Consider the following 20,783-nt stretch of genomic DNA (forward strand, 5'->3'; position numbering starts at 1 on the left):
CACAGATCAGGAGTCACCCGAACCGGGGGCAGGCCCGACGTTGAGGTCCAAGTGTCGTGTCCCGGCGTTTCCCTGTTGGCCACACCTGCAGATTTCGCGGCTACGCAATCGCACGGCCACCCATCAGGCGCGACTGCCTCGCGCTCGATTGGTTGCCCGCCAGTACCGGCGTCATCAGCCATGTGCACCAGCATTCGATGCCCGGCAATCCGCTGGCGATGCTCAGCGACACGGCGATCTCAGCATGGTTTGCCTTGGGGAGCGACCAAAAACGGGCCTTATGCGACCGTTCCGCGCCCAGAGTGAGCGCGCGGCTTGGCGCGCGATCGACCTTGCGCCGCACTGCCGTTGCGACGGCCGCTGCTCTGGCGCGGTCCGCCGCTGCCCCTGCGCGGGCCGCCACCGCTACGGTACGGTCCGCTGCTTCGTCGGTCGTCTTCACGTGCCGCCCGCTCGCTGTAGGAGGGCGCGACGAATGGGGCAATCGTGCCGACGAGCTCGGCCACCACGGGCGAATCGGCGGTGACGCGTTGCGGGGTTACCGTGATCTCGGCCTTGCGCATGAGGTCGGCCAGGTCGCGTCGTTCCCCGGGCAGCACCAGGGTGATCACTTCACCGGAGTTGCCTGCCCGCGCGGTACGGCCCGAGCGGTGCAGGTACGCCTTGTGTTCGGCGGGCGGATCAACGTGCACGACCAGCTCGACACCGTCGACGTGCACGCCGCGGGCGGCCACATCGGTCGCCACCAGCACCAGGGCATCACCGGCGGCGAAGACCGCGAGGTTGCGGTCGCGGGCGCTCTGCGACAGGTTGCCGTGCAGATCGACTGCCGGAATTCCGGCGAGGGTCAGCTGCTTGGCCAGTTTGCGAGCCTGATGTTTGGTGCGCATGAAGAGGATGCGCCGACCCGAACCCGAGGCGAGCCGGTGTACGACCTCGCGCTTGGCTTCGACGCTCGCGGTTTCGAAAACGTGATGGGTCATGGCGGCGACCGGGGAGTTCGCCTGATCGACGGAATGTAGCTCGGCATCCGGCAGGAAGCGGCTGACCAGCTTGTTGACGCCGTTGTCCAGGGTGGCCGAGAACAGCAGGCGCTGACCGTCATTCGGGGTGGCCGCGAGAATGCGGGTCACGCCTGGCAAGAACCCGAGGTCGGCCATGTGGTCGGCCTCGTCGATCACGGTGACCTCGACGGCATCCAGGGAGATCAGACGTTGGTTCATGAGATCCTCGAGCCGGCCGGGGCAGGCGACGACGATGTCGACCCCGGCGCGCAGCGCCCGGACCTGCCGGTTCTGCGGGACCCCGCCGAAAATCGTGGTGACGGTCATGCGATAGGTCGCGGCGAGGGGTTCCAGCGCGGCCTTGATCTGGGTGGCCAGTTCCCGAGTCGGCGCCAGCACCAGGCCGGTCGGGCGGCTCGGTGCGCGCCTACCGGCGAGACCGCCGCCGAGTCGGTCGACCATCGGAATGGCGAAGGCGAGCGTCTTGCCGCTGCCGGTCCGGCCACGGCCCAGCACGTCGCGTCCGGCCAGGGAGTCGGGCAGGGTGTCGGTCTGGATCGGAAAAGGTTCGGTGATCCCGGCGCGAGTCAACGCCTTCACCAGCGGTGCGCTCACGCCGAGCGCGGCGAAAGAGATGTCAGCAGAACTCATGGGTGTTGCGGTGCCTTTCGGACATCAGGTGGTGCCCGAGCCGTCTGTGGACCTTCCGGGTCCGCGTCGGGGGCACGAAGTGGCGAGATTGCCGATGGGCAAAATCGATCGCCGTAAGAAGAGCGGATGCGGCAAGCGCTAATTGCGAAGCGAATGCGATCTACGACGCTTGGCGTGACATGTCACGCACTCGATCGACAATAGCCTGTGATGGGTGGTTGGTACTCATCGGGTGAGGTTTCTCGCATCTAGGCGCTGGTGGTGGCCACTCTGCGAACCGTCCAACGCCACCGTCATCCTCGACAAGCTCCAAACCCTGCGACTGATCGCGCGGCAAACCCATCCCACTGATCGCCGGGCCGAACAGCCGACACTCGCACCCGAATGCGCCGAACTCCGGAAGTGGGGGGCCGTGGCCCCGGCGGCCCCCGACCCGGCTGCTGCTCGTGCGGGCATTCCCCGACTGGATGTCCGGCGCCTGCGAGAACTGGCGTCGCGGGCCCGGCCTTCGAAGTCGGTGCTGATCAGGCTGTCGACCTTAAGCGTTCCCCCATGCGGAACGCACGGGACCTTCACCGTCGTAGCCCTTGTCGCCGCCGCCGCCGACCTGGCGGTCGTCCCCGCCTTTCGGCTCAGCCGATTCCGAATTCCGCTCTGACCGCGGCGAACAGCGCGTCCACCTCGCGGCCGAAGACCAATCCGGTGGCGTACAGGGCCGTCATCGCGGCATCGAGGGCGTCGGGTTGGTACGCGTCGATGACGGTCGGCAGCGCGAAGGACGGGCGGTGGATCGGGCCCAGATCGAAGGGGTTCGCCGCCGCAGCGGCCGAGCCGGGGACGATCGTTGCTTGGATGGCGCCGACGTGCTCGTGGTCCGGCGGGCCGAAGTCCTCGTCGTGCAGGCGGGTCATGGCCGCGTCCATGTCATCGAACGGGGGCGGCAGCGGTCGGCCGTCCCGCAGCGCCGCCAAAGCGGGCCGCACCCACGGCCGGTCGGTGAGCCCGGCTTTCGCGCAGGCTTGGGTCGCCGACCAGCGCGCCAATCGCCGCAACTCGGGATCACCCATTGTGGCGATGGCCTCGGCGATCGCGCGGTCATGGCGTGCGAGGTCTTCCGCGCCGGGGTGATCTTCGAGCCGGGGTATGGGTTCCCCGCCCCAGCGCCGCCGCTGGAAAGCGGCCGCTTGTTCTCGCAGTTCGGCGATGCGCAGGCGACGAGAGCCTTTGTCGTCGACTACGACGACCCATTCCTCCTGGTCGTCGACCGCCGCCGTGCCGTCGGGCAGTGGAATATTTTCGGGCACACCGTATCCGGGCATGTCCCACTGCACAGCCGGTAGCGGTTCACTGCCGTCGTCCGGCCAGAGCCGGATACGCCACACATCGCCGGGTTCGGTCGACCCAGGCCAGCCGTAGGTGATGAATCCACGGCCGCTGATCTCGATCAGATACCGGCCCTCGGGAACCGGGCAGTCGACCGCGCCGTCGGTCGGCGACGACAGGCACAGTGTGCCCTCCGGTCCGACTCGCAACCTCGTCTCACACACCTGCTGCCACTCGGCGCGATCGCCGGGCGGCCGCTCGTCCCACACCTGAACCGTCACCGGCATACGAAAGTTGTTCTGATGCGGGCTCAGCACCATCACCGCCAGACCATCGGAGGCGAACGGATGCGCCGCCAGCGCGCGGTCGAGGAGTTCGAGCTCCACGACCGGACTCTCGATGCCGCCGTCGATGCGGAACTGCCCGTAATCCATGAACAGATACACGGTTTCCTCGCTGGCCGGTTGCCTCGACACGCTGCTCATCGCGTCATCCTGGCACCCGAAGCACGCCATCGCCGAGGGCGACCTTCTCGATCAGGGGGAGCTCACGTGCTGGATTGCCTCGACTCGCTATCCACGCCGGCCGATCAACGCGATTCTGGACGAACCGAACCAGGGAGTGTCTGCTCGATTGTCGGAAGCCTCGGTTCAGAACTTGCCGGTGTGGTGTTCGATTCGGTGCCCGAGTCGGGCGGCGAAATCGGTGACGAAGGCCTCGGTGAGGGGCGGCCAACCCCAGAAGTCGAAGGCGAGAGCGCCCAAGGCGAAGCCGTCTGCCCATTGCCAGGTGGTGATGGGGCTCGGTGTGGTGCAGGCGGGGCACATCGCCGCGCCGGTGCCTGTCTGCTTCCAGGCGTCGATCGCGTCCGAGAATGGCTGCCATACAGCCGCATCGGCCTCCCATCGGTGCGGGTAGTCGATGATCACGGTGGTGGCCTGGCAGCGTGGGCATACCGCGGAGGCCGGTTCGATGCCGCCTTGCCCGGGATAGTGGTCGTGGCGGCCGACGATGACGGCGACCGGACCGGGAATCCAATCGGCGCCCCATTCCTGGGTGATCTGCGGCCAGTCGGGGCCTGGCACATAGCCTTCGTCGACCTGGAGGCTGTACATCGCCTCGCGCGAAGTCTGCCGAAGCAGCCATCGTCGCGACACCATCCAGCCCACCACGTGCTCGGCCAGTGTGCTCGCGTCGGCAGAGGCTACGTCGAGATCGATTATTCGTTCGAAATGGTCACCCACACCCGCATCCTGCCATCGAGGATCGACGCTCGTATTCGAGCCTGCGTGGTGCCGAGTGACCTTCGTGTGATGGGCGAACACGCTGTCGCCGTTGCGGGCCGGACTTGTAGAAAGATGTGGCGGAACAATTCTCGCCGGAACCGATGGACTTCACGAGTGCCGTCCTATCAGGTGAACGCGCTAGGCCGATCCGCCAGATCGTCGGGGTAGAGCGCCCGGTGCCGTGCCCCCGCTGGAGCCGCAGCCCGCGCCACCGGAGCGTGTGGCACCGCCGACGTCGCCGGTGAGTGATCGTCCGGATGCCGGCTCGGCGCCTCACCGTGGGGATGACCGCTTGGCGATGAAGTGGAAGAACCTGGCCAGATGGATGTAGGGCGTGCGGGTGGCCAGCGCCAATTCGAGGCGTTCGAGCCGGCGGTAGAAATCGGGATCGGACTTGCGGTCGTCATCGCGGATGTAGTCACAAACGGTCCGGATGCCGCGATGAGCGATGACCTCGAATCCGGCAGCGGCCAGTTCGGCTTTGATGTGGTCGGGGTAGCAGGCGCGGGTGCTGGTTTCGTAGGCGACGCTGTAGCGGGAGGCAGTGTCCAGCATTCGCAAGGCCCCGTCCGGGTCCAGGCCCCGCACTGCGGTCAACACCGGGTCGGCGTCGGCGTTGGGCGCGATCACCGACAGCACTCCGCTCGCCCGCAGCGGTACCGCCAGTGCTGCGATCACACCGGCTGGGTCAGGTAGGTACTGGATTACGTTGTGGCACAGCAGAACGTCGAAACAGTCGCGACCGAATTCGGCGCCGAGGGTATCGAGGCTCGCGTGCCGGGTAGAAACACGGTCTTCCAGGCCGCGTTGTGCGGCCGCGGCGCGCGCCTCGGCGAGGGACTGATCGGAGATGTCGGCGATCGTGACGCGATGGCCCCGTGCGGCGAGTTCGAGCGCGTCAAGTCCGTTACCACCGCCGACATCCAAGATGGTCAGCGGGCCAGCGGGTAGATGGGCAGTGAGGTTCACGGCAGCGGTGGTGTATCGCAGCCGGCCCCACGGGCTGGCCTGCCACCGCTGGAACTCACCGAACTTCTCGTCGAACACATCGGCTCTCGACTCGTGCACCGCACCGTGCCCTTCGCAACAGGGGTCGATTCGAGTGTTCGATCGTACGGAACCCCCAGCGCGAGAGTCACTGAGCGTCCTTTCGCTTTCGCTCGACGCGGAGCTGACCGAGATGCTGCCGTTCGCGCCGAACGTGTCGCCGCTGATCGGGCTGGACACATGAACCCGTAGTCCAGGTGCAGCTTCTGGTGGCAGTGCAGCACCGCGCGGCGCACGCGGTCGATTCTCGACAGGCTACAGCGGCTCGACGGAGCCGACGCCAGAGACAGAGCCGCCCGACAGGCATGGCTCACTAGGCTGGCTGGGTGGAGTTCACAACGGATGTCGAGCGTGGCGGGTGGCTGCTGGCGCGCGTCGGCGAATACGGGGTCGGCGACGTCGCCGGTACCGGCTTCGAGGCTTACGCGCGGATCCTGCACCCGGTCCAGGCGACCCGCCGCGACGTCACGGTCACCGACGAGTGGGGGAATCCCGAGATCGTGGAGGAGGCGATGTGGCCGTGGGCCGAGGTCGCCGTGCGCAACGGCAGAGTGATGCATCCGCTGGTGCAGTGGCGCAACCTCACCGACGGTGAGGACGAAGCGGCGATGTTGTTCGACGACGGCTGGAGAGTCGGCCAGACGGTCGAGGGGTGGTTCGACCCGAGTCTGCTGGCCGCGCTCACTGTCCACCTCCGCGCAGCCACCGAGGCACCGGAACAGGTGACGGCCGGCGTTTGGAATGGATTCGGCGAGCTGAACACATCCTCGGGCGCGGTGTTCGTCGCTTCTACCGACGGCGATCAGCAGAACCTGGAGCGCGAGCGAGCTCGAGTCGACGCCGAGCTGGCTGCCTCGGTCGCGCCGCAGGTCCGACGGGCGATCGAGGCAGGGCCTTTCCTGCAGTGGCCGGGACGCGACTTCCTGCTGTTCGACACAAGTCTTTCCGAACTCGCCGACCCCAGCTGGGTGCATGCGGCGGGCCTGGGATGGACGACCGACTTCCCCGGAGTGACGCCCCAGCTGCTCTGGCCCGCCGACCACGCATGGGTCGTGGCCAGCGAGATCGACTTCGACTCCACGATCGTCGCCGGCTCACGGGCTCTGATCGACGCGGTTGTGGCCGACGATCGCTTCGAGGCCTTCGAGATCGCCGAGGAATCGGATCTGAGCTGGGATGGCGACACGATCAATCCCGCGCCGAAGAACTGAGATGATCCTGTCATCTCAGCCCTCGGTGACGACCGAACGCTACCCACATTCATCGGCCGCGAGCGTGTGTGACCCCGCTGGTTTCGCTATGCGTGGGCCGCTGCTTCCCGCCGACGCATCAGCAAAACGGCGCAGGTGAGATAGACCGCCGCGACAACGAGGTTCAGGATGCCCTGGGGTGTGTTGTCGCGGTCGAAGCGGTCGAGGGCGGCGACCGTGATGACGCCCGCGCCGAAGAGGAAGCCGGTGATCAGGGCGGGGACGGCTGGGCGGGTGGGTAGTGCTGCGGCGATGAGTAGTAGCAGTGAGAAGGCGGCGTCGGGTAAGGCGAAGATGTTGTCTGCGCGGTAGTCGGAGTTGACGGCGAGAGCGGCGATCAGCCAGAGACTGACCGGGACGGCGATGACGCGAGCGAGCAGGATCGGCATGTCGGCTCCCGGAGAAGTGTCGATCGGCAGTGCCCAGGGTTGTCGAATTCGGTGTCAGCGGCAACCGGGGAGGGCGGCGGCGGGTCCGCCGCGGCTCCGAGCAGCGCGTCGGCGGCAGGGCGCGGACGGTGGATAAGCTGGCCGGGTGAGCGCACCAACGGCTGGAACCGTGCCGATCGTCGACGACTTGGAGGCCGTGACGACCCGGGGCCCCGAAGACGATCCCGCGGCGTCGGGGCTCAGCCGCGCCGACGTGGAGTCTGTGTGGGAGTCGGTGCAGGCGTGGTACCGCCTGGGCACCACCCCCGCGATCCAGGTCTGCCTGCGCCGGAACGGCAAGATCGCGCTGAACCGCACCATCGGCCACGGCTGGGGAAACGCCCCGGGTGACGGGCCGGACGCGGCCAAGATCCTGGCCACTCCGGACACGCCGTTCTGCGGGTTCTCGACGGCGAAGGGCGTGGCCGGTGCGCTGATGTTCATGCTCGTCGAACAAGGGGCGTTCACCCTCGACGAGCCGGTGTCGCGCTACATCCCCGAGTTCGCGGCCAACGGCAAGGCGGCGATCACTATCGGCGACGTGCTCTCGCATTCGGCCGGGATACCTTTCGTCCCGCCGCCGTATCAAGGCGTCGATCTGGTGCTCGATGAGGAACTGGCCGTGCAAGCGCTGGCCGACCTGGTGCCGAGCTGGAAGCCGGGACGTTTCCGCGTGTACCACGCGCTGACGCTCGGACTGATCGTGCGCGCGCTGGTGCGGCGCGCGACGGGCAAGCCACTGCGCGAGCATCTCGCCGAGCAGGTGCTCGAGCCGTTCGGATTCCGCTGGACCAATTTCGGTGTGCGGCCCGAAGACCTGGACAAGGTGGTGCCCAGCGTGAAGACCGGTCCGGCGCCCTCCCGCACCGCGAGCTTTCTGGCGCGCAAGGCGGTGGGTGGACGGATGGACCGGGCGTCGCGTGCGGCGACCGACGGGTTCCTCACCGCCGAACTGCCGTCGGGCAATCTGATCACGACCGCGTCCGAACTGTCGCGGTTCTACGAGATTCTCACGCGCGGCGGGCCGGACGGCCGCCGCGTAATCCGCCCGGAGACGCTGGAGGACGCGGTGCGCCCGGCGCGCTGGATACCCGGCGTCGCCGGACGTGTCAGCCGAGCGGGTTTCGAACTCGGCGGGCGCCGGTCGAAATTCGGCCGCGACACCGGATCCCATTTCGGGCGCAGCGGATTGACCACCCAGTACGGCTGGGCCGACCCGGCGCGCGGGCTGTCCGGGGCGATCCTCACCAGCGGCAAGGCCACGACCGATACCGAACGGCCGTGGCGGCTGGTCGCCCAGATCTCCGCTACCGTGCCTGCCGACCGGTAGCCAGGCGCCGGCCCGGCCGTCCGCGCAGATCGCCTCCACCAGTGAGAACACCTTAGCCATCCGAACCATTTAGTCTGTTAACTCGGTCGTTGCCAACCCGTGGGGTTGTGCTAGCGCTAGCGGAACGGACTGACCCGTCGGCTCTTTGGCGGTGAAAGCGTTGGTGTTGATGAGGATTGACCTTGACGTGGCGGTGCGCGGATACCGGCACGAGATGTTCCCCGACGAGCGCGGCCGGTTCGGCGTGTTCGGCGGCAGATTCGTCCCCGAGGGCCTGATGGCCGCGCTGCTGGAACTGGAGGACGCCTACCACCTGGCCTGTGCCGACCCCGGCTTCGTGACCGAGTACCGCGAGCTGCTGCGCGATCGGGTCGGCCGGCCCACGTTGCTGCACCAGGTACCCCGATTCGGGGAGTTGCTGGGTGTGCCGGGCGCCCGGGTGTACCTCAAGCGCGAGGACATGGCCCACACAGGTGCACACAAGATCAACAACGCCCTCGGGCAGGCGTTGCTGGCCCGCCGGATGGGCAAGAAACGGATCATCGCCGAAACCGGCGCGGGCCAGCACGGCGTCGCGGTGGCGACCGTGTCGGCGATGCTCGGCTTGACCTGCGTGATCTACATGGGCACCGAGGACATGCGGCGCCAGGCGTCGAACGTGATGCGGATGAAACTGCTCGGCGCGGAGGTGCGGCCGGTCGACATCGGTTCGCGGCGGCTGAAGGAGGCGATCACCGAATCGGTCCGCGACTGGGTGGCCGCGGTGGACAGCACCTATTACCTGTTCGGCACGGCGGCCGGGCCCGCGCCGTACCCGCGGATCGTGCGGGACTTCCAGACGGTGATCGGCGCGGAGACCCGGAACCAGATGACACGCCTCGAAGGCAGGCTGCCCGACTACGTGATGGCCTGCGTGGGCGGCGGCAGCAACGCCATCGGCGTCTTCCACCCGTTCGCCGATGACCCGCGGGTGCGGCTGGTCGGAGTGGAAGCGGCCGGGCTGGGCGTGGACACCGGCGCGCACGCGGCCACCCTGTGCATGGGCAGCCCCGGTGAGATCGACGGCTCCTACAGCTATCTGCTACAGGACGAGGACGGCCAGATCGCACGCACCCACAGCATCGCGGCGGGACTGGACTATCCCGGCGTCGGCCCCGAGCTCAGCCATCTGAAAGACAGCGGCCGGGTGACCTATCGAGCCGCCACCGACGCGGTCGCCCTGCGCGGCATGCAGGCACTCAGCCACACCGAAGGCATCCTCGCCGCACTCGAATCCGCTCACGCCGTCGGCCATCTGATGGAGATGGCCGATCGGGGCGAGATTCCCGACGGGTCCCTGATCGTGCTGTGCCTGTCCGGTCGGGGCGACAAGGATCTCACCGTGGCCGCCGAGCGGCTCGGTGTGGCATGACCGCTGCTATGGTCGACATCGCCCATGGCGCCGGAGAGGGACCGCGCGCTACACCCGCGCACGAGGACGAGCCCTCTTGAAGTATGTGCCCCGCCTGATCTTGTTCCTGGCGATTCCCGCCGTCTTGTTCCTGCTGCCGTGGTGGACGCTCGTGGCGGCGCCCACCGCCGAATCCGGCCCGCTGTTCTGGCTCGGTTCGGCACTGTTCCTGCTCGGGTTCGTGAGCCTGCCCGCGTCGATGTTCCTCGGGCACGGGCCGGCCCAATCGGATGCGGCCTCGATCGTGGGCGACACCCTGCTCGGCGTGATGTGGGTGCTGTTCAGTTGGTCGGTGCTGGGCAATCTCGCGCGCGCCGGATTGACCGTCGCGGGCGTGGCCGATCCGGCGCGCTCCGGGATCGTCGCGGTCGGCGTGCTCGCGGCCACGACGGTGCTGGTGGTGTGGGGCGTGGTCGAGGCGCGCCGGGTGCCGCGGGTGCGCACGGTGGAGGTAGGCATTCCCGGGCTCGGCGCAGCGCTGGACGGACTGCGCGTGGTCGTAGTGACCGACACCCATTACGCCGCACTGGATCGGCTGCGCTGGTCGGAACGCGTGGTGGAGGTGGTGAACGCGCAGCGTCCCGATATCGCCTGTCACGCGGGCGACCTCGCGGACGGATCGGTGGCGAAGCGGCACGCGCAGGTCGACCCGCTCGGCAAGGTCGAGGCGGAACTCGGCCGGTTCTACATCACCGGCAATCACGAATATTTCGGCGATGCCCAGGGCTGGATGGATCACATGGCCTCGCTGGGCTGGCAGCCGCTGCACAACCGGCACGAGATCGTCTGCCGCGGCGAGGATCGGCTGGTGATCGCGGGCATCGACGACCCCACCGGCATCGCCTTGCCCGGCCACGGTCCCGACCTGCCCGCCGCGCTCGCCGGGGCCGATCCGCAGGCGCCGGTCGTCCTGCTCGCCCACCAGCCCAAGCAGATCGCGGAGGCCGCCGCCGCGGGTGTGGCGCTGCAGATCTCCGGCCATACCCACGGTGGCCAGATCTGGCCTTTCCACTACCTCGTCCGCCTCGATCAACCCGTCGTGGCCGGGCTGAGCCGCCACGGCGAGCGCACTCAGCTCTACACCAGCCGCGGCACCGGGTTCTGGGGGCCGCAGCTGCGGGTGTTCGCACCGAGTGAGATCACCGTGCTGATCCTGCGTTCGGAGCAGGCGGCCGCTCGCGCCTAGAGGTCAGCGGTGGCCGCGGTCGGCGTCGGCCTGGCTGGCGGCATCCGGCGCGGGCGGCGGGGCGGGCGGGTTTACGGAACGCCATGCTTCGGTCACACCCGGAATCCCGTTCTGGACGACATAACTGGCGCGCGTGTGGATGGGCGCGCCGGGGCGGCGCACATAGGGCACGACGCGGAAGTCGTTGCGCCACAGCTGATGATCGAGTTCCACCCGGACATAGCCGCGCTGGGCGTTGAAGAACTTGACGTCCGGGTTCGCTGCGAGCAGCCTGCGGCCTTTGTCGCCGAAGTCGGCCCCGTCTCCGTTGCTGGTGATCGAGGTGCCGGTGAATTCCGCCGCGACGACCGGTGAACCGGGATCGGAGTAGTCGCGCCGCAGGTCGGCGGCCTGGTTCTCGTGCCGGTCGCCGGTGATCACCACCAGGTTTCCGGCGCCGCGCGCCGCGGCGGCGGCGAGCACGGCGTTGCGGTCGGCGACATAGCCATCCCAGGCGTCGGTGGAGACGGCGACCTCGGGGCCCGGATCGGAGTCGTTCTGGCTCATGCCCACCTGGTTGCCGAGCACCTGCCAGCGGGCCGGCGAGTGGGTCAGCCCGTCGATCAGCCAATTTCGTTGTCCAGCGCCGAGGATCGTGCGCTCCGGCGCGAACCGCTCGATGCACCCGCTGACCACGCCGTCCGAACACACCTGTGGTGTGCGGTATTGGCGGGTGTCGAGCATCGTGATGTCCGCGAGGTCACCGAACCGGAAGCGGCGATGCAGCCGGACGCCCGCGGCCGACGGCAGCTGTGCCAGGCGCAGCGGCTGGTGCTCGTACATGGCCTGGAAGGCGGCGGCCCGGCGACGGCGGAACAGGGCAGGCACGCGCCAGACGTCCAGGCCGATGCCGGGGGAGTCGGCGGCCCAGTTGTTGTCGACCTCGTGATCGTCCATGGTGACCAGCCACGGGAACGCCGCGTGCGCGGCGCGCAGCGGCTGCTCCGATTTGTACAGCGCGTAACGCAGCCGGTAGCCGGGCAGGTCAACGGCCTCGTCACGGAAACGCGGCCCCATGGCGACGCCCGCTCGCCCGCGCAGCCAGGCCCGCTCGTAGATGTAGTCGCCCAGATGCACGACCAGGTCCAGATCTTCCCGGCTCATGTGTTCGTAGGCGGTGTAGTAGCCGGAACTCCACGATTGGCAGGAGGCGAACGCGAACCGCAGCCGCGCCAGAGCCCCTCCGGGTTCCGGGGCGGTGCGCGTGCGCCCCACCGGTGACAGCGTGGAGCCCGCCCGGAACCGATAGAAATACCAGCGGTCCGGCGCCAAGCCGTGTACCTCCGGATGCACGCTGTGGCCGAGTGCGCGGGTGGCCACCGCCGACCCGCGGGCCACCACCTGGCGGAACTGCTCGTCGTGCGCCACTTCGTAGTCGACGGTGACCGGATCCACCGGCATGCCGCCGAGACCGTCCGGCGCCAGCGGGTCCGGCGCCAGCCGCGTCCACAGCACCACGCCGTCGGGGGCCGGATCGCCGGATGCGACGCCGAGGGAGAAAGGGTCGCCGAGCCGCCGCGGGGCGGGAAAGCGGGCGCTGCTCGCGGCTGCGGTGCCCGCCAGGACCGCCATCGACCCTGCGGCGCCGACTCGGAACAGGTCGCGACGTGAGAGGGCCATATCTCAGCGTAAGACCGCGCTCAGCGGCGGGAAGGCGCCGCGGGCGCCGGTAGTCAGAGCAGGCCGCCGCGGCGTGCGTGGTCGAGCGCGTCGACCCGCGAATTCGTACCCAGCTTGCCGTAGATGCCGCGCAGATGGGTTTTGACGGTGTTGACGGAGACACCGAGGTCCTCGGCGATCTGCTGGGCGGTGCGGCCGGAGGGCAACTGTTTGAGCACGGTCATCTCGGTGTGGGTCAAGGCGGGATAGGCGGGCCTGCGGCGCGCGGCGGGATGCCGCCGGATCGACTCCGCGAAGCTCTCCGCCCGGCCGAGACGGCCCGCGTAGCTGTCCAGCAGCGGCATCGCGGCGGGCACGTCGAGGAACGGGCGCAGGAGCCGGTGCGGCGTGGCCGACCCGAGCGCGTGCTCGAGCGCGGTGAGCGCTTTGGCCGGAGCCCTGGACTCGTGCTGCGCCGCGGAGTACAGCAGCCAGCCGGTCACCGCGCTGACCGGACGCAGGTCGCCGGCGCGATCCAGGAGCGGTTCGAGGACGGCGCAGGTCGCCTTGCGGCGATCGGCCACCGCGTGCAGCGCCGCATCGGCCAAGCGCACCTCGGGGACTTCCCCGACGATGCCGCGGGCGCGTTCGACCAGCAGTTGCGCCGTCCTGGCATCGTGCACGCGCAGCAGCGCCCACACCACCGGCAGGATCAGACTGCCCGTGGCGGCGGGTACCGCCCGGTGCTCCAGCAGGGCCAGCAGGCTGCGGCGCAGCGCGTCGACCGCGGCGGACTGCCCCTCGGCTCGCTCGAGCTCCAGCAACCGGCCCACGACATGGCCGCGCCAACCGGCGACCGGTCCGCAGGAACCGTCGTGATCGACTCCTTCGGTGAGCAGGGATTCGACCTGAGCCGCGTCGGGCGTCTCGCCTTGCAGGTAGGCGCCGTAAGCGGCCACTGCGGTCGCCTGGACGGCGTCGGTGGTCTCCCGCAGGCCGTGTTCCTCCGCGATGGCCAGTGCACGCGCCGCGCGGTCACGCATCGCGGTGGCGGCGTCGACCGCGTCGGCGGCGAACGCCAACCGGGTCAGTGCCCGCAGTACCAAGCGGGGACGGGTCGCGTGCTCGGCGAGTGCGAGTCCGGAATGCAGCAGCTGTTCGCCGCGTTCGACGGCGCCGCCCGCTATGAAGGCGGTGCCGATCTGGATCTCGGTGTAGGCGTCCAGATCGGGGTCGCCGGTCGGCGCGACGTCGTCCGGAATCCGGGACGGGACGGCACCGGTGGTCGCCGCGACGTCGATCGTCGCGGCGAGCGTGAGCGCGTCCAGCCGTTCGGGGGAGGCGAAGGAGACCTTCGCGGCGCGGCGCGCCCGCGCGGTGTCCAGGCAGGCCACCGCGGCGGCGGTGCTGCCAGCCACCAACGCGTCGACGACGCGCACCAGCCACAGGAACGGGTCGTCGAGCAGGTCGGGCGCCGAGCGGGCGAGTTGATCGAACAACGTCGCGCCCATCCCGTCGAGGACCATGCGCAACGCGCAGGTGGACAGGAATTCGCGGAGCTGGTCCGGGTCCGCGCCCGCGAGCTCGTGCGGCAGCGCGGCAGCGGGCAGCCCCGCCGAGCACAACCAGCGGGCCGACTGGCGGTGCAGTTCCCCGCACAGCTGCGGCCCCAGGCGGCGGGCCTCGGCGAGGAAGAGAGCGCGCACCAGCGGATGACAGGAGAACCACACGTCGCCGTCGCGGACGACGGAAGCGATCGGGAAGTCGATGCGATCGAGCTCGTAGAGATGATGCCCCGCACCGTCGCCGACGAGTTCGTCGGCGAGCTGCTCGGTGAACGCGACGGGAACGCTGGTGTAGGTGAGGAACTGGCGCAGTGCGGGCGGCAGGCCCGTGACGAGTTCGCTCGTCAGGTAGTCGGCGATCGCGCGCGCCGGGCGCGCGAGCACGGTGAGCGCCGCGCCGCGGTCGTCGGACCTGGCGGCCACCTGGGTCGCGGCGATGCGCACGAGGGCGGCCCAGCCCTGGGTCAGGGTGCACAGGGTCTCGAGTTCGGCGCCGGTGAGTTCGCAGCCGTGATCCCGGCACAGCGTGTCGACCTCGGCCGGGGTGAAGGCGAGTTCGCCCGGACCCCACCGGGTGAGCCGGGCATGCAGGTCGAGGACGTGCCAGCGGATCGGCGGAGCGAAGCGGGCGCACAGCACCGTCGTGACCGTCGGCGGGGCGTGGTGCAGGAAGTATTCGACGCCGGCCAGCGCGAGCGGATCGGTGAGCAGATGAGCGTCGTCGAGCACGAGGACCGTCCGCGTCGTTCGTGCCGCCAGGGCTTCGACGAGCGCCGCGGCCTGGGCGATCGGCGGTCCGGGGCACGCGGTGACCACGATGTCGAAGCGCGCGTGCAGCGCGGTCCACAGAGCCGTCGCATCGTCGAGCCGGTCGGTGACGGTCAGCCAGGCGATGTCGGATCCGTTCGCGGCGCGCCGGGCGGCCCAGTCGGCCGTCAGCACGGATTTCCCGGTCCCCGCGGGCGCGCAGATCAGCAGCACGTGTCCGTCGCGAGCGGACGACAACCGGTCGGCGTCGGCGTAGAGCGTGGGCCGGGGAATCGGAGTGAACGGCAACGCCGGTATCTCGGCAGCGGATTCCGCCGCGGCGGGGATGCGGCGTAGAGCGGGGACGTGCGAGGTGGTCACCGTGCCTCCCGGGCCGTGTGCTGACAGATCACTACCGCGCCTCGGTAGCGGAACATACCCAATGGGAAGTCGGCTCGATCCCGTCGTGTGCCGTCGTTATGGAATTTTCATTTCGCAAGGCCGCGAAATATCGGAGTCACCCGAAACGGGTGAAGTGCCGGACGGTGTGACTGGTGGAGATTCGGAAGGCGTCCGTCCACTACTTCCCGAGAAAGGGGGCGACCGATGACGCACATGACCGAACCGGAGCCACACCCCGTCCGCCGTGGCATGGCGGCGGGCACGTCCATAGCGGCCGCGATCCTGCTGCTGACCGTCGGTGTGCTGTCGATCTTCGAGGGCATCTCGGCCGTCGCCGAGGACGAGCTCATCATCGTCGGCACCGAGTACGTCTACAAGTTCGACACCACGGCATGGGGCTGGATTCATATCGTGATCGGCATCCTGCTGGTCATCGCGGCGTTGGGCTTGATGACCGGCGCCACGTGGGCGCGGGTGGTGGCGATCTGCCTGGCGGCCCTGTCGATCATCGCGAACTTCATGTGGCTGCCGTACTACCCGGCGTGGTCGATCCTGGTGATCGCGTTGAACATCGTCGTGATCTGGGCGGTGGCCACTTGGCGGCCGGAAGTCGTCTGACCGGACGGACTTTCGCGCCCGCGCGCCCGCGGACGGCACACTGGAGGGCGTGCCCAACCTGAGCAAAGGGGCGAACGCGCCCGTCGCCGCGCCGGCTGTGCGCGCGGTCCTGGAGTGGTCGGCCGGCCCGGCGTGCCCGCACCCGACCTGTCGGCGCTGTTGCTGAGCGCGGCAGGTCGGGTCCGGTCGGACGCGGACTTCGTGTTCCACAACCAACCCGAACACCCTCGCGGCGCCGTCCGATACCGCGGCGGGCAGGGTGTTGCCGACGCGGTCGAGGTCGACTTGGCTCGAGTGGAGCCCGACGTCGATCGCGTCGTGGTGTGCGCGTCCGCTGACGGCGCGGGGTCCGATGACCGGCCTGTACCGGTCCGGCGTCGTACATCGCGTCGTGGAGCGCATGGCCGCCGTCGCGGCGCAACTGGACGACAACGGCGCGAGGCGCGCGTGGATTTTCGCCGGCAATCCCGCCCGCCTGCCCGATCTGCGCGTCGGTGAGCTGCCGCAGTGGCTGGAGCTGCGCGTGCGCTGCGGTCAGTCGTCCTTCGACGAGGGTGCTCCGGTGTATCACGATGGCTTGCTCCGTGGAAAACATTGCGGCGCTCGCCTACTCCGGTGCTCGGGAAATCGGAGCGTCCGCCGCGGTGTGCCTGCGATACCTGCGCGGCGAGTAGCGTTCCGGCGAGCAAACTTCGCCGATCGATCGGCGAAGTCGGCCTTTCGGCTGTCCCCATAGGCGAGGTTGTGGTATCCACCTTCCGGACCGCACTACGAAATCGAAGGGACGCCAATGCCCAGCAAGCCCCCGCTCGTTCTTCTGCACGGTGTCACGATGTCCGAACGGGTGTGGGATGACGTCACGCCCTTGCTCGCCGCCCGGCACGAGGTGATCACACCGACTGCGCTGGGCCATCGGGGCGGCCCGCCCGCCCTGCGGCGACCGGCGCGGGTCGAGCATCTGGTGGACGACATCGAACGACGGCTGGACGGGCTGGGGCTGCGCCGGGTGCACATCGCGGGCAATTCGCTGGGTGGCTGGATGGCGATCGAATTGGCCCGTCGCGGTCGAGCCGAGACCGTCTGCGCGCTCTCACCCGCCGGGCTCTGGGAGTCCGGCGACCGCAGCCGCTCGGCCGCGACCCGCCGCATCGCCCGCGAGGCGCTCACCGGGCAGCTGCTCGGCTTCCTCGCCCCGCTGGGGCTGCGCAGCGCGGTGGTGCGGCGGATCGCGTTGCGCAACATCGCCGTGCACGGTGATCGCCTCAGCCCGGCGCAAGCCATGACCTGCTTACGCGACCTGCTGGGGTGCACCGTCACCGCCGACTTGCTCGGCACCGACGAACAGATCGCTCCGCTCACCCCGTTGCCGTGCCCGGTTACCGTGGCCTGGGCGGAACACGACCGGGTGCTGCCCGAACCGATCCACGGCCCGATCGCCCGGATGCGACTGCCCGAGGCCGTGTACTCCGTACTGCCCGACACCGGTCACGTGCCGATGATCGATGACCCGCGGTTGGTCGCGCAGACGATCCTGACCACCACGAGCAGCGCCGCCGCCGAGGCGTCCTGAGCGCCCCGGACGGACATCCCGCGATGCCGCCCGGTCACACGTCGAGCAGGTGGGGCAACCCGGCGCGGTAGCGGTCGGCGTCGACGCGTTTCCACGGCTCGAACACCGGCAAGGACACCAGCGGGAAGATCGGCACGCGGGGCGCGGGGTCGTCGGCGGCATCGAGGATGGCGTTGGTCGCGGCGCGTCCGGATTCGTTGGCGCCCTCCATCGTCGCCAGGTCGATGTTGTTGCGCACATGGTCGCCGCCGAAGAACAGATTCGGAACGGCGCAGCGCGCCTGCGGTCGGTGGTCGTAGGAGCCGACCGTGTTGACCAGCAGCGGCGTCGCGTTGTGGATGCCGCTCGGACTCCAGCTGATCCCGGGGTCCAGATGCCAGGAGCGGATGTCCTCGGGACGAAGCCAGCCCGTTCCGGTGTTGAGCCATTCGCTGAGCTGTGCCCACACCTCTTCGGCGATCTCGGCGGCGGTGCACTGTTTGGCCGGACGGCGGAAGCGGATGCCGGGGGAGTCCCAGTCGGAGATGTCCACCGAAAGGCATTCCCGCACGGTGCCGTCGCCGTAGCGGGCGGCGAAATCGCCCACCCACATCGGCGCTTGTCGCAACGCGGTGAGCGCCCACGGCGAGCCGAGCGCCGCGATGTGACCCTCCGGCAGCTCGGTGGGACGGGCGAGGTAGTACTGGATGCCGACCATCCAATCGGTACGCAGCTCCCGCATGCCGGCCAGATGCGGGTCGGCGTCGAGGATGTCGTCGCTGAGCAGCGGGACGGCGTTGTCCACCGGCGTCGCGCACAGGTACCAGTCCGCGGTGACCGTGGTGGCGCGGCCGCTGGGATCGGTCACCGTCGCCGAGATGATCCGGCCGTCGCGCAACTGCAGCCGCGTCGCCCGCTTGCCCATAGCGAACTGCACGCCCCGTGACCGCAGATAAGCCACCCAGGGGTCGATCCAAGCCTCGTTGGTGGGGCGGTTGAGAATCCGGTCGATGCCGGCGGAGTACTGCGGGATCGCGCCGCTGCCCGCCAGCACCAGCGCCTCGCCGATGGTGCCGATCGTCCGGGCCGAACTCACCTGAGGTTTGGCCGCCACGGTGATCCGGGTCAGGGCGCTGACCAGGTATTCGCGATAAGCCGGTGATTTGCCCTCGGCCCCCAGGATCTGTTCCCACGTCACGTATTCCCACTGTCCGAAACGCCGTTCGGTACAGGAGGTGAACCAGACGACCATCTGTTTGGCGAAGAACGCCAGTTCGGCCGGTGGTAATTCGGGGATGAAGCCGAAGGCGCCGACCAGGGTGTTCTGCAACCGCTGTGGGTCGAGCTGGTCCAGGCCGCCGAATTCGACCGGCGCGTAGATCGGCGGCCTGCCCCGGAAGCCCGCGACGGTGCCCTCGACCCGGACCAGGTTGCCCGCGACGCCATCGGGGTTGCCCGGGAAGGGAATGCGCCGCATGGTGTCCGGAAGATTCTGGTAGCAGCCGGGGAAGAATCGGAAGCCGTGCTCGCCGGGCAGATCGGCCCGGCCGCCGGTGCCGGTGCCGGGCACGCCCATGCTGCGGGCCTTGCCGCCGAGGAACGCCGGTTCGTAGATTGTGACCGCGTAGCCGCGTTCGATCAGTTCGTGTGCCGCCGACAGCCCGGCGACTCCGCCGCCGAGGATCGCGACCGACTTGCCCCCGGTGCGCGGCCCGGGCGTTCGGCGTGCCGCGGGGGCGGCGTGCGCCGGTGCGGCGGCGACGGCCAGGCCGGCCGCGAGCGAGCCGCGCAGCAGGTCGCGGCGGGTGAGGTCGATGGTCGGCCGAGGACGCGAGTCATGCATGTCGATCTCCTGAAGATGCCGCGAGAACGCGCCGCGGCGGCCGGGACTGGATGGCGTCGGCAGGATCGGGGCGCGTGAAGGCGCAGGCCTCCCTCCGTTCGGAGACCGCGTCGCGGCATTCGCCCACCAGGTCCGCGAAAACCGGCCAGGGAGCCCGCCACGAGGCGCGCAGCGCGCCCGCCGCGAACGTCGCGGCGCGGGCGGGAGTGAAGATCTCCGCGGGAGTCACGGTGCGGGAGAAGATTTCGGTCACCGCGTCCGCCAGCGTGGGATCGGTTGCGGCCCTGCGATAGAGCTCGATCTCCAGGGGTCGCATCGCCGTGCCCCGGGCCAGCCGGTTGGTCCACTGGTAGACGCCCAGGCATTCGCGATCGCGCAGCCGTTCCCACGCGGCCGATGCGGTGTCGAGGTGCTCGGGGTCGTCGAGGGCCACCGCGGTGAGCTCGCCGAGCAGCCGGCCGTAGCGCAGAGCGTCGCGGATGCCCTGCGCGGTCACCGGATCTTTGAAATGGCCCGCGTCGCCGGGCAGCGCCCATCCCGGGCCGGTGGAGCGCCGGAAGTAGGAGGCCAGGCGGGTGGCCGAACGCACTCGCCCGACGCGGCGGCAGTCCCGCAGGCGCCGCTGCAGCCCGGGCAGCTGCTCGATCGCCTCCTGATAGCGGCGCTCGGCGCGCCCCGCGCCCGGTTCGCCGGGGTGCGCGGGCGGCTGGACGAGGCTCAGCAGCAAGCCGCCGTCGCAGGGGAAGGCGGTGCCGAGATCGGGACCGGACCGCCATTGAGCCGCGATGTGCCGCTGATCGGCCGCGCCGTCGTGCCAGTACGCGAAGTAGCAGTCCCGTCCGCTCGGCGCGGACAGCCGGGGGCGGTCGACGCCGACGAGCCGGGCCACCGTGCTGCGACGTCCGTCGGCTCCGACGACCAGGCGGGCGCGCACCTCACGAACGCCATCCCCGTCGGCATAGCGGACGCCCACGCAGCGACCGCCGGACCACAGCAGGCCGGTGACCCGGACGCCTTGGCGAACCCGCGCGCCGGCGTCCACAGCGGTGGCGACGAGCGCGGCGTCCAATCCGGTCCGCCGCACGCACATCGCGTAGTCGACGCCGTCCACCGGCGTGAACGAGGACCGGACCTGGTAGCCGCCGCCGTCGGCGAAGGCGGTGGTCAGCGGGGGCGCGCCGAGCCCGAGGACACGCGCGAGGGCGCCGACTCGGCGCAGTTCGGCCAGGCCGCCGGGCCACAGCAGGTGCGTCGAGAGTGTGTCGGAGGGGAACCGCGCGGAGTCCAGTACGAGGACGGCACGCCCGGCCCGCGCGAATGCGACGGCGGCCGCGGAGCCCGCGCAGCGTGCGCCGACCACCACCACATCGGTGTACTCGATTGCCGGAGAAGGGGATCCGCGCATGCCCGAACACCTCGGTCGCATAGTCTCGGACACTGTGTCCGATCCGATGGTGAGCGGTGGC

General features: G+C 69.6%; 17 protein-coding genes. 8 read left to right on the forward strand and 9 right to left on the reverse strand.

Annotated features, from left to right (window positions below):
• Positions 1 to 278 precede the first annotated feature (278 nt).
• The 4 genes from ACWEKR_RS04450 to ACWEKR_RS04465 all read right to left on the reverse strand — a co-directional run bounded on the left by ACWEKR_RS04450 (position 279) and on the right by ACWEKR_RS04465 (position 5,332).
• Complete coding sequence (locus ACWEKR_RS04450; RefSeq protein ID WP_452353266.1) at positions 279 to 1,655, reverse strand: DEAD/DEAH box helicase; 1,377 nt, start codon at positions 1,653 to 1,655, stop codon at positions 279 to 281.
• A 632-nt stretch (positions 1,656 to 2,287) separates the two neighbouring features.
• On the reverse strand, positions 2,288 to 3,463 hold the full coding sequence (locus tag ACWEKR_RS04455) for a hypothetical protein (RefSeq protein WP_452353267.1): 1,176 nt from the start codon (positions 3,461 to 3,463) through the stop codon (positions 2,288 to 2,290).
• A 165-nt stretch (positions 3,464 to 3,628) separates the two neighbouring features.
• Positions 3,629 to 4,222 carry a hypothetical protein gene (locus ACWEKR_RS04460; RefSeq protein ID WP_452353268.1) on the reverse strand — a complete coding sequence of 198 codons (594 nt, stop codon included), beginning with the start codon at positions 4,220 to 4,222 and terminating at the stop codon, positions 3,629 to 3,631.
• Between the two features lie 315 nt (positions 4,223 to 4,537).
• Positions 4,538 to 5,332, reverse strand: coding sequence for a methyltransferase domain-containing protein (locus tag ACWEKR_RS04465; RefSeq protein WP_452353269.1), 795 nt, complete (start codon positions 5,330 to 5,332; stop codon positions 4,538 to 4,540).
• A 305-nt stretch (positions 5,333 to 5,637) separates the two neighbouring features.
• On the opposite strand from ACWEKR_RS04465, the gene ACWEKR_RS04470 reads away from it, so the two are divergent.
• Positions 5,638 to 6,522, forward strand: a complete 885-nt coding sequence (locus tag ACWEKR_RS04470) for a hypothetical protein (protein WP_452353270.1) — start codon at positions 5,638 to 5,640, stop codon at positions 6,520 to 6,522.
• An 86-nt stretch (positions 6,523 to 6,608) separates the two neighbouring features.
• Here ACWEKR_RS04470 and ACWEKR_RS04475 read toward each other — a convergent pair whose 3' ends face one another.
• Entirely contained in the window at positions 6,609 to 6,950 is a 342-nt protein-coding gene (locus ACWEKR_RS04475; RefSeq protein WP_452353271.1) for a hypothetical protein, read from the reverse strand.
• Positions 6,951 to 7,095: 145 nt separating this feature from the next.
• Here ACWEKR_RS04475 and ACWEKR_RS04480 point away from each other — a divergent pair, with 145 nt between their 5' ends.
• The 3 genes from ACWEKR_RS04480 (at position 7,096) to ACWEKR_RS04490 (ending at position 10,955) form a co-directional block, all read left to right on the forward strand.
• Positions 7,096 to 8,319, forward strand: coding sequence for a serine hydrolase (locus ACWEKR_RS04480; protein ID WP_452353272.1), 1,224 nt, complete (start codon positions 7,096 to 7,098; stop codon positions 8,317 to 8,319).
• Positions 8,320 to 8,488: 169 nt separating this feature from the next.
• On the forward strand, positions 8,489 to 9,730 hold the full coding sequence (gene trpB / locus ACWEKR_RS04485; RefSeq protein WP_452353273.1) for a tryptophan synthase subunit beta: 1,242 nt from the start codon (positions 8,489 to 8,491) through the stop codon (positions 9,728 to 9,730).
• Between the two features lie 76 nt (positions 9,731 to 9,806).
• The gene (locus ACWEKR_RS04490) at positions 9,807 to 10,955 is read left to right on the forward strand and encodes a metallophosphoesterase (protein ID WP_452353274.1); all 1,149 of its coding nucleotides are present in this window, start codon (positions 9,807 to 9,809) and stop codon (positions 10,953 to 10,955) included.
• A gap of 3 nt (positions 10,956 to 10,958) precedes the next feature.
• Here ACWEKR_RS04490 and ACWEKR_RS04495 read toward each other — a convergent pair whose 3' ends face one another.
• Both ACWEKR_RS04495 and ACWEKR_RS04500 read right to left on the reverse strand, forming a co-directional pair.
• A complete protein-coding gene (locus ACWEKR_RS04495) occupies positions 10,959 to 12,614 on the reverse strand; it encodes an alkaline phosphatase D family protein (RefSeq protein ID WP_452353275.1) in 1,656 nt (551 codons plus the stop codon).
• A gap of 53 nt (positions 12,615 to 12,667) precedes the next feature.
• Positions 12,668 to 15,286: a LuxR C-terminal-related transcriptional regulator gene (locus tag ACWEKR_RS04500; protein WP_452353276.1), complete on the reverse strand. Its 2,619-nt coding sequence runs from the start codon at positions 15,284 to 15,286 to the stop codon at positions 12,668 to 12,670.
• Between the two features lie 225 nt (positions 15,287 to 15,511).
• Between ACWEKR_RS04500 and ACWEKR_RS04505 the strand changes: the two genes are divergently transcribed.
• The 4 genes from ACWEKR_RS04505 (at position 15,512) to ACWEKR_RS04520 (ending at position 17,495) form a co-directional block, all read left to right on the forward strand.
• The gene (locus ACWEKR_RS04505) at positions 15,512 to 15,925 is read left to right on the forward strand and encodes a DUF7144 family membrane protein (RefSeq protein WP_452353277.1); all 414 of its coding nucleotides are present in this window, start codon (positions 15,512 to 15,514) and stop codon (positions 15,923 to 15,925) included.
• Between the two features lie 201 nt (positions 15,926 to 16,126).
• A complete protein-coding gene (locus tag ACWEKR_RS04510; protein WP_452353441.1) occupies positions 16,127 to 16,423 on the forward strand; it encodes a TerD family protein in 297 nt (98 codons plus the stop codon).
• Positions 16,326 to 16,661 carry a hypothetical protein gene (locus tag ACWEKR_RS04515; RefSeq protein ID WP_452353278.1) on the forward strand — a complete coding sequence of 112 codons (336 nt, stop codon included), beginning with the start codon at positions 16,326 to 16,328 and terminating at the stop codon, positions 16,659 to 16,661. Before ACWEKR_RS04510 ends, ACWEKR_RS04515 begins: the two co-directional genes overlap by 98 nt.
• A 96-nt stretch (positions 16,662 to 16,757) precedes the next feature.
• Positions 16,758 to 17,495 (forward strand): alpha/beta fold hydrolase, encoded by a 738-nt coding sequence (locus tag ACWEKR_RS04520; RefSeq protein WP_452353279.1) that lies wholly within the window; start codon positions 16,758 to 16,760, stop codon positions 17,493 to 17,495.
• A 34-nt stretch (positions 17,496 to 17,529) separates the two neighbouring features.
• On the opposite strand, the gene ACWEKR_RS04525 is transcribed toward ACWEKR_RS04520, so the two are convergent.
• On the reverse strand, positions 17,530 to 19,317 hold the full coding sequence (locus ACWEKR_RS04525; protein WP_452353280.1) for an FAD-dependent oxidoreductase: 1,788 nt from the start codon (positions 19,315 to 19,317) through the stop codon (positions 17,530 to 17,532).
• The gene (locus ACWEKR_RS04530) at positions 19,310 to 20,722 is read right to left on the reverse strand and encodes an NAD(P)/FAD-dependent oxidoreductase (protein ID WP_452353281.1); all 1,413 of its coding nucleotides are present in this window, start codon (positions 20,720 to 20,722) and stop codon (positions 19,310 to 19,312) included. Before ACWEKR_RS04530 ends, ACWEKR_RS04525 begins: the two co-directional genes overlap by 8 nt.
• Between the last annotated feature and the right edge of the window lie 61 nt (positions 20,723 to 20,783).

It is taken from the genome of Nocardia sp. NPDC004573 (assembly GCF_053602135.1).

Coding starts and splice junctions, on each gene's coding strand:
- ACWEKR_RS04450 (WP_452353266.1), bottom strand. CDS start 1,655: ATGAGTTCTGCTGACATCTCTTTCGCCGCGCTCGGCGTGAGCGCACCG.
- ACWEKR_RS04455 (WP_452353267.1), bottom strand. CDS start 3,463: ATGAGCAGCGTGTCGAGGCAACCGGCCAGCGAGGAAACCGTGTATCTG.
- ACWEKR_RS04475 (WP_452353271.1), bottom strand. CDS start 6,950: ATGCCGATCCTGCTCGCTCGCGTCATCGCCGTCCCGGTCAGTCTCTGG.
- trpB (WP_452353273.1), top strand. CDS start 8,489: ATGAGGATTGACCTTGACGTGGCGGTGCGCGGATACCGGCACGAGATG.
- ACWEKR_RS04495 (WP_452353275.1), bottom strand. CDS start 12,614: ATGGCCCTCTCACGTCGCGACCTGTTCCGAGTCGGCGCCGCAGGGTCG.
- ACWEKR_RS04505 (WP_452353277.1), top strand. CDS start 15,512: ATGACGCACATGACCGAACCGGAGCCACACCCCGTCCGCCGTGGCATG.
- ACWEKR_RS04515 (WP_452353278.1), top strand. CDS start 16,326: ATGGCCGCCGTCGCGGCGCAACTGGACGACAACGGCGCGAGGCGCGCG.
- ACWEKR_RS04520 (WP_452353279.1), top strand. CDS start 16,758: ATGTCCGAACGGGTGTGGGATGACGTCACGCCCTTGCTCGCCGCCCGG.
- ACWEKR_RS04525 (WP_452353280.1), bottom strand. CDS start 19,317: ATGCATGACTCGCGTCCTCGGCCGACCATCGACCTCACCCGCCGCGAC.
- ACWEKR_RS04530 (WP_452353281.1), bottom strand. CDS start 20,722: ATGCGCGGATCCCCTTCTCCGGCAATCGAGTACACCGATGTGGTGGTG.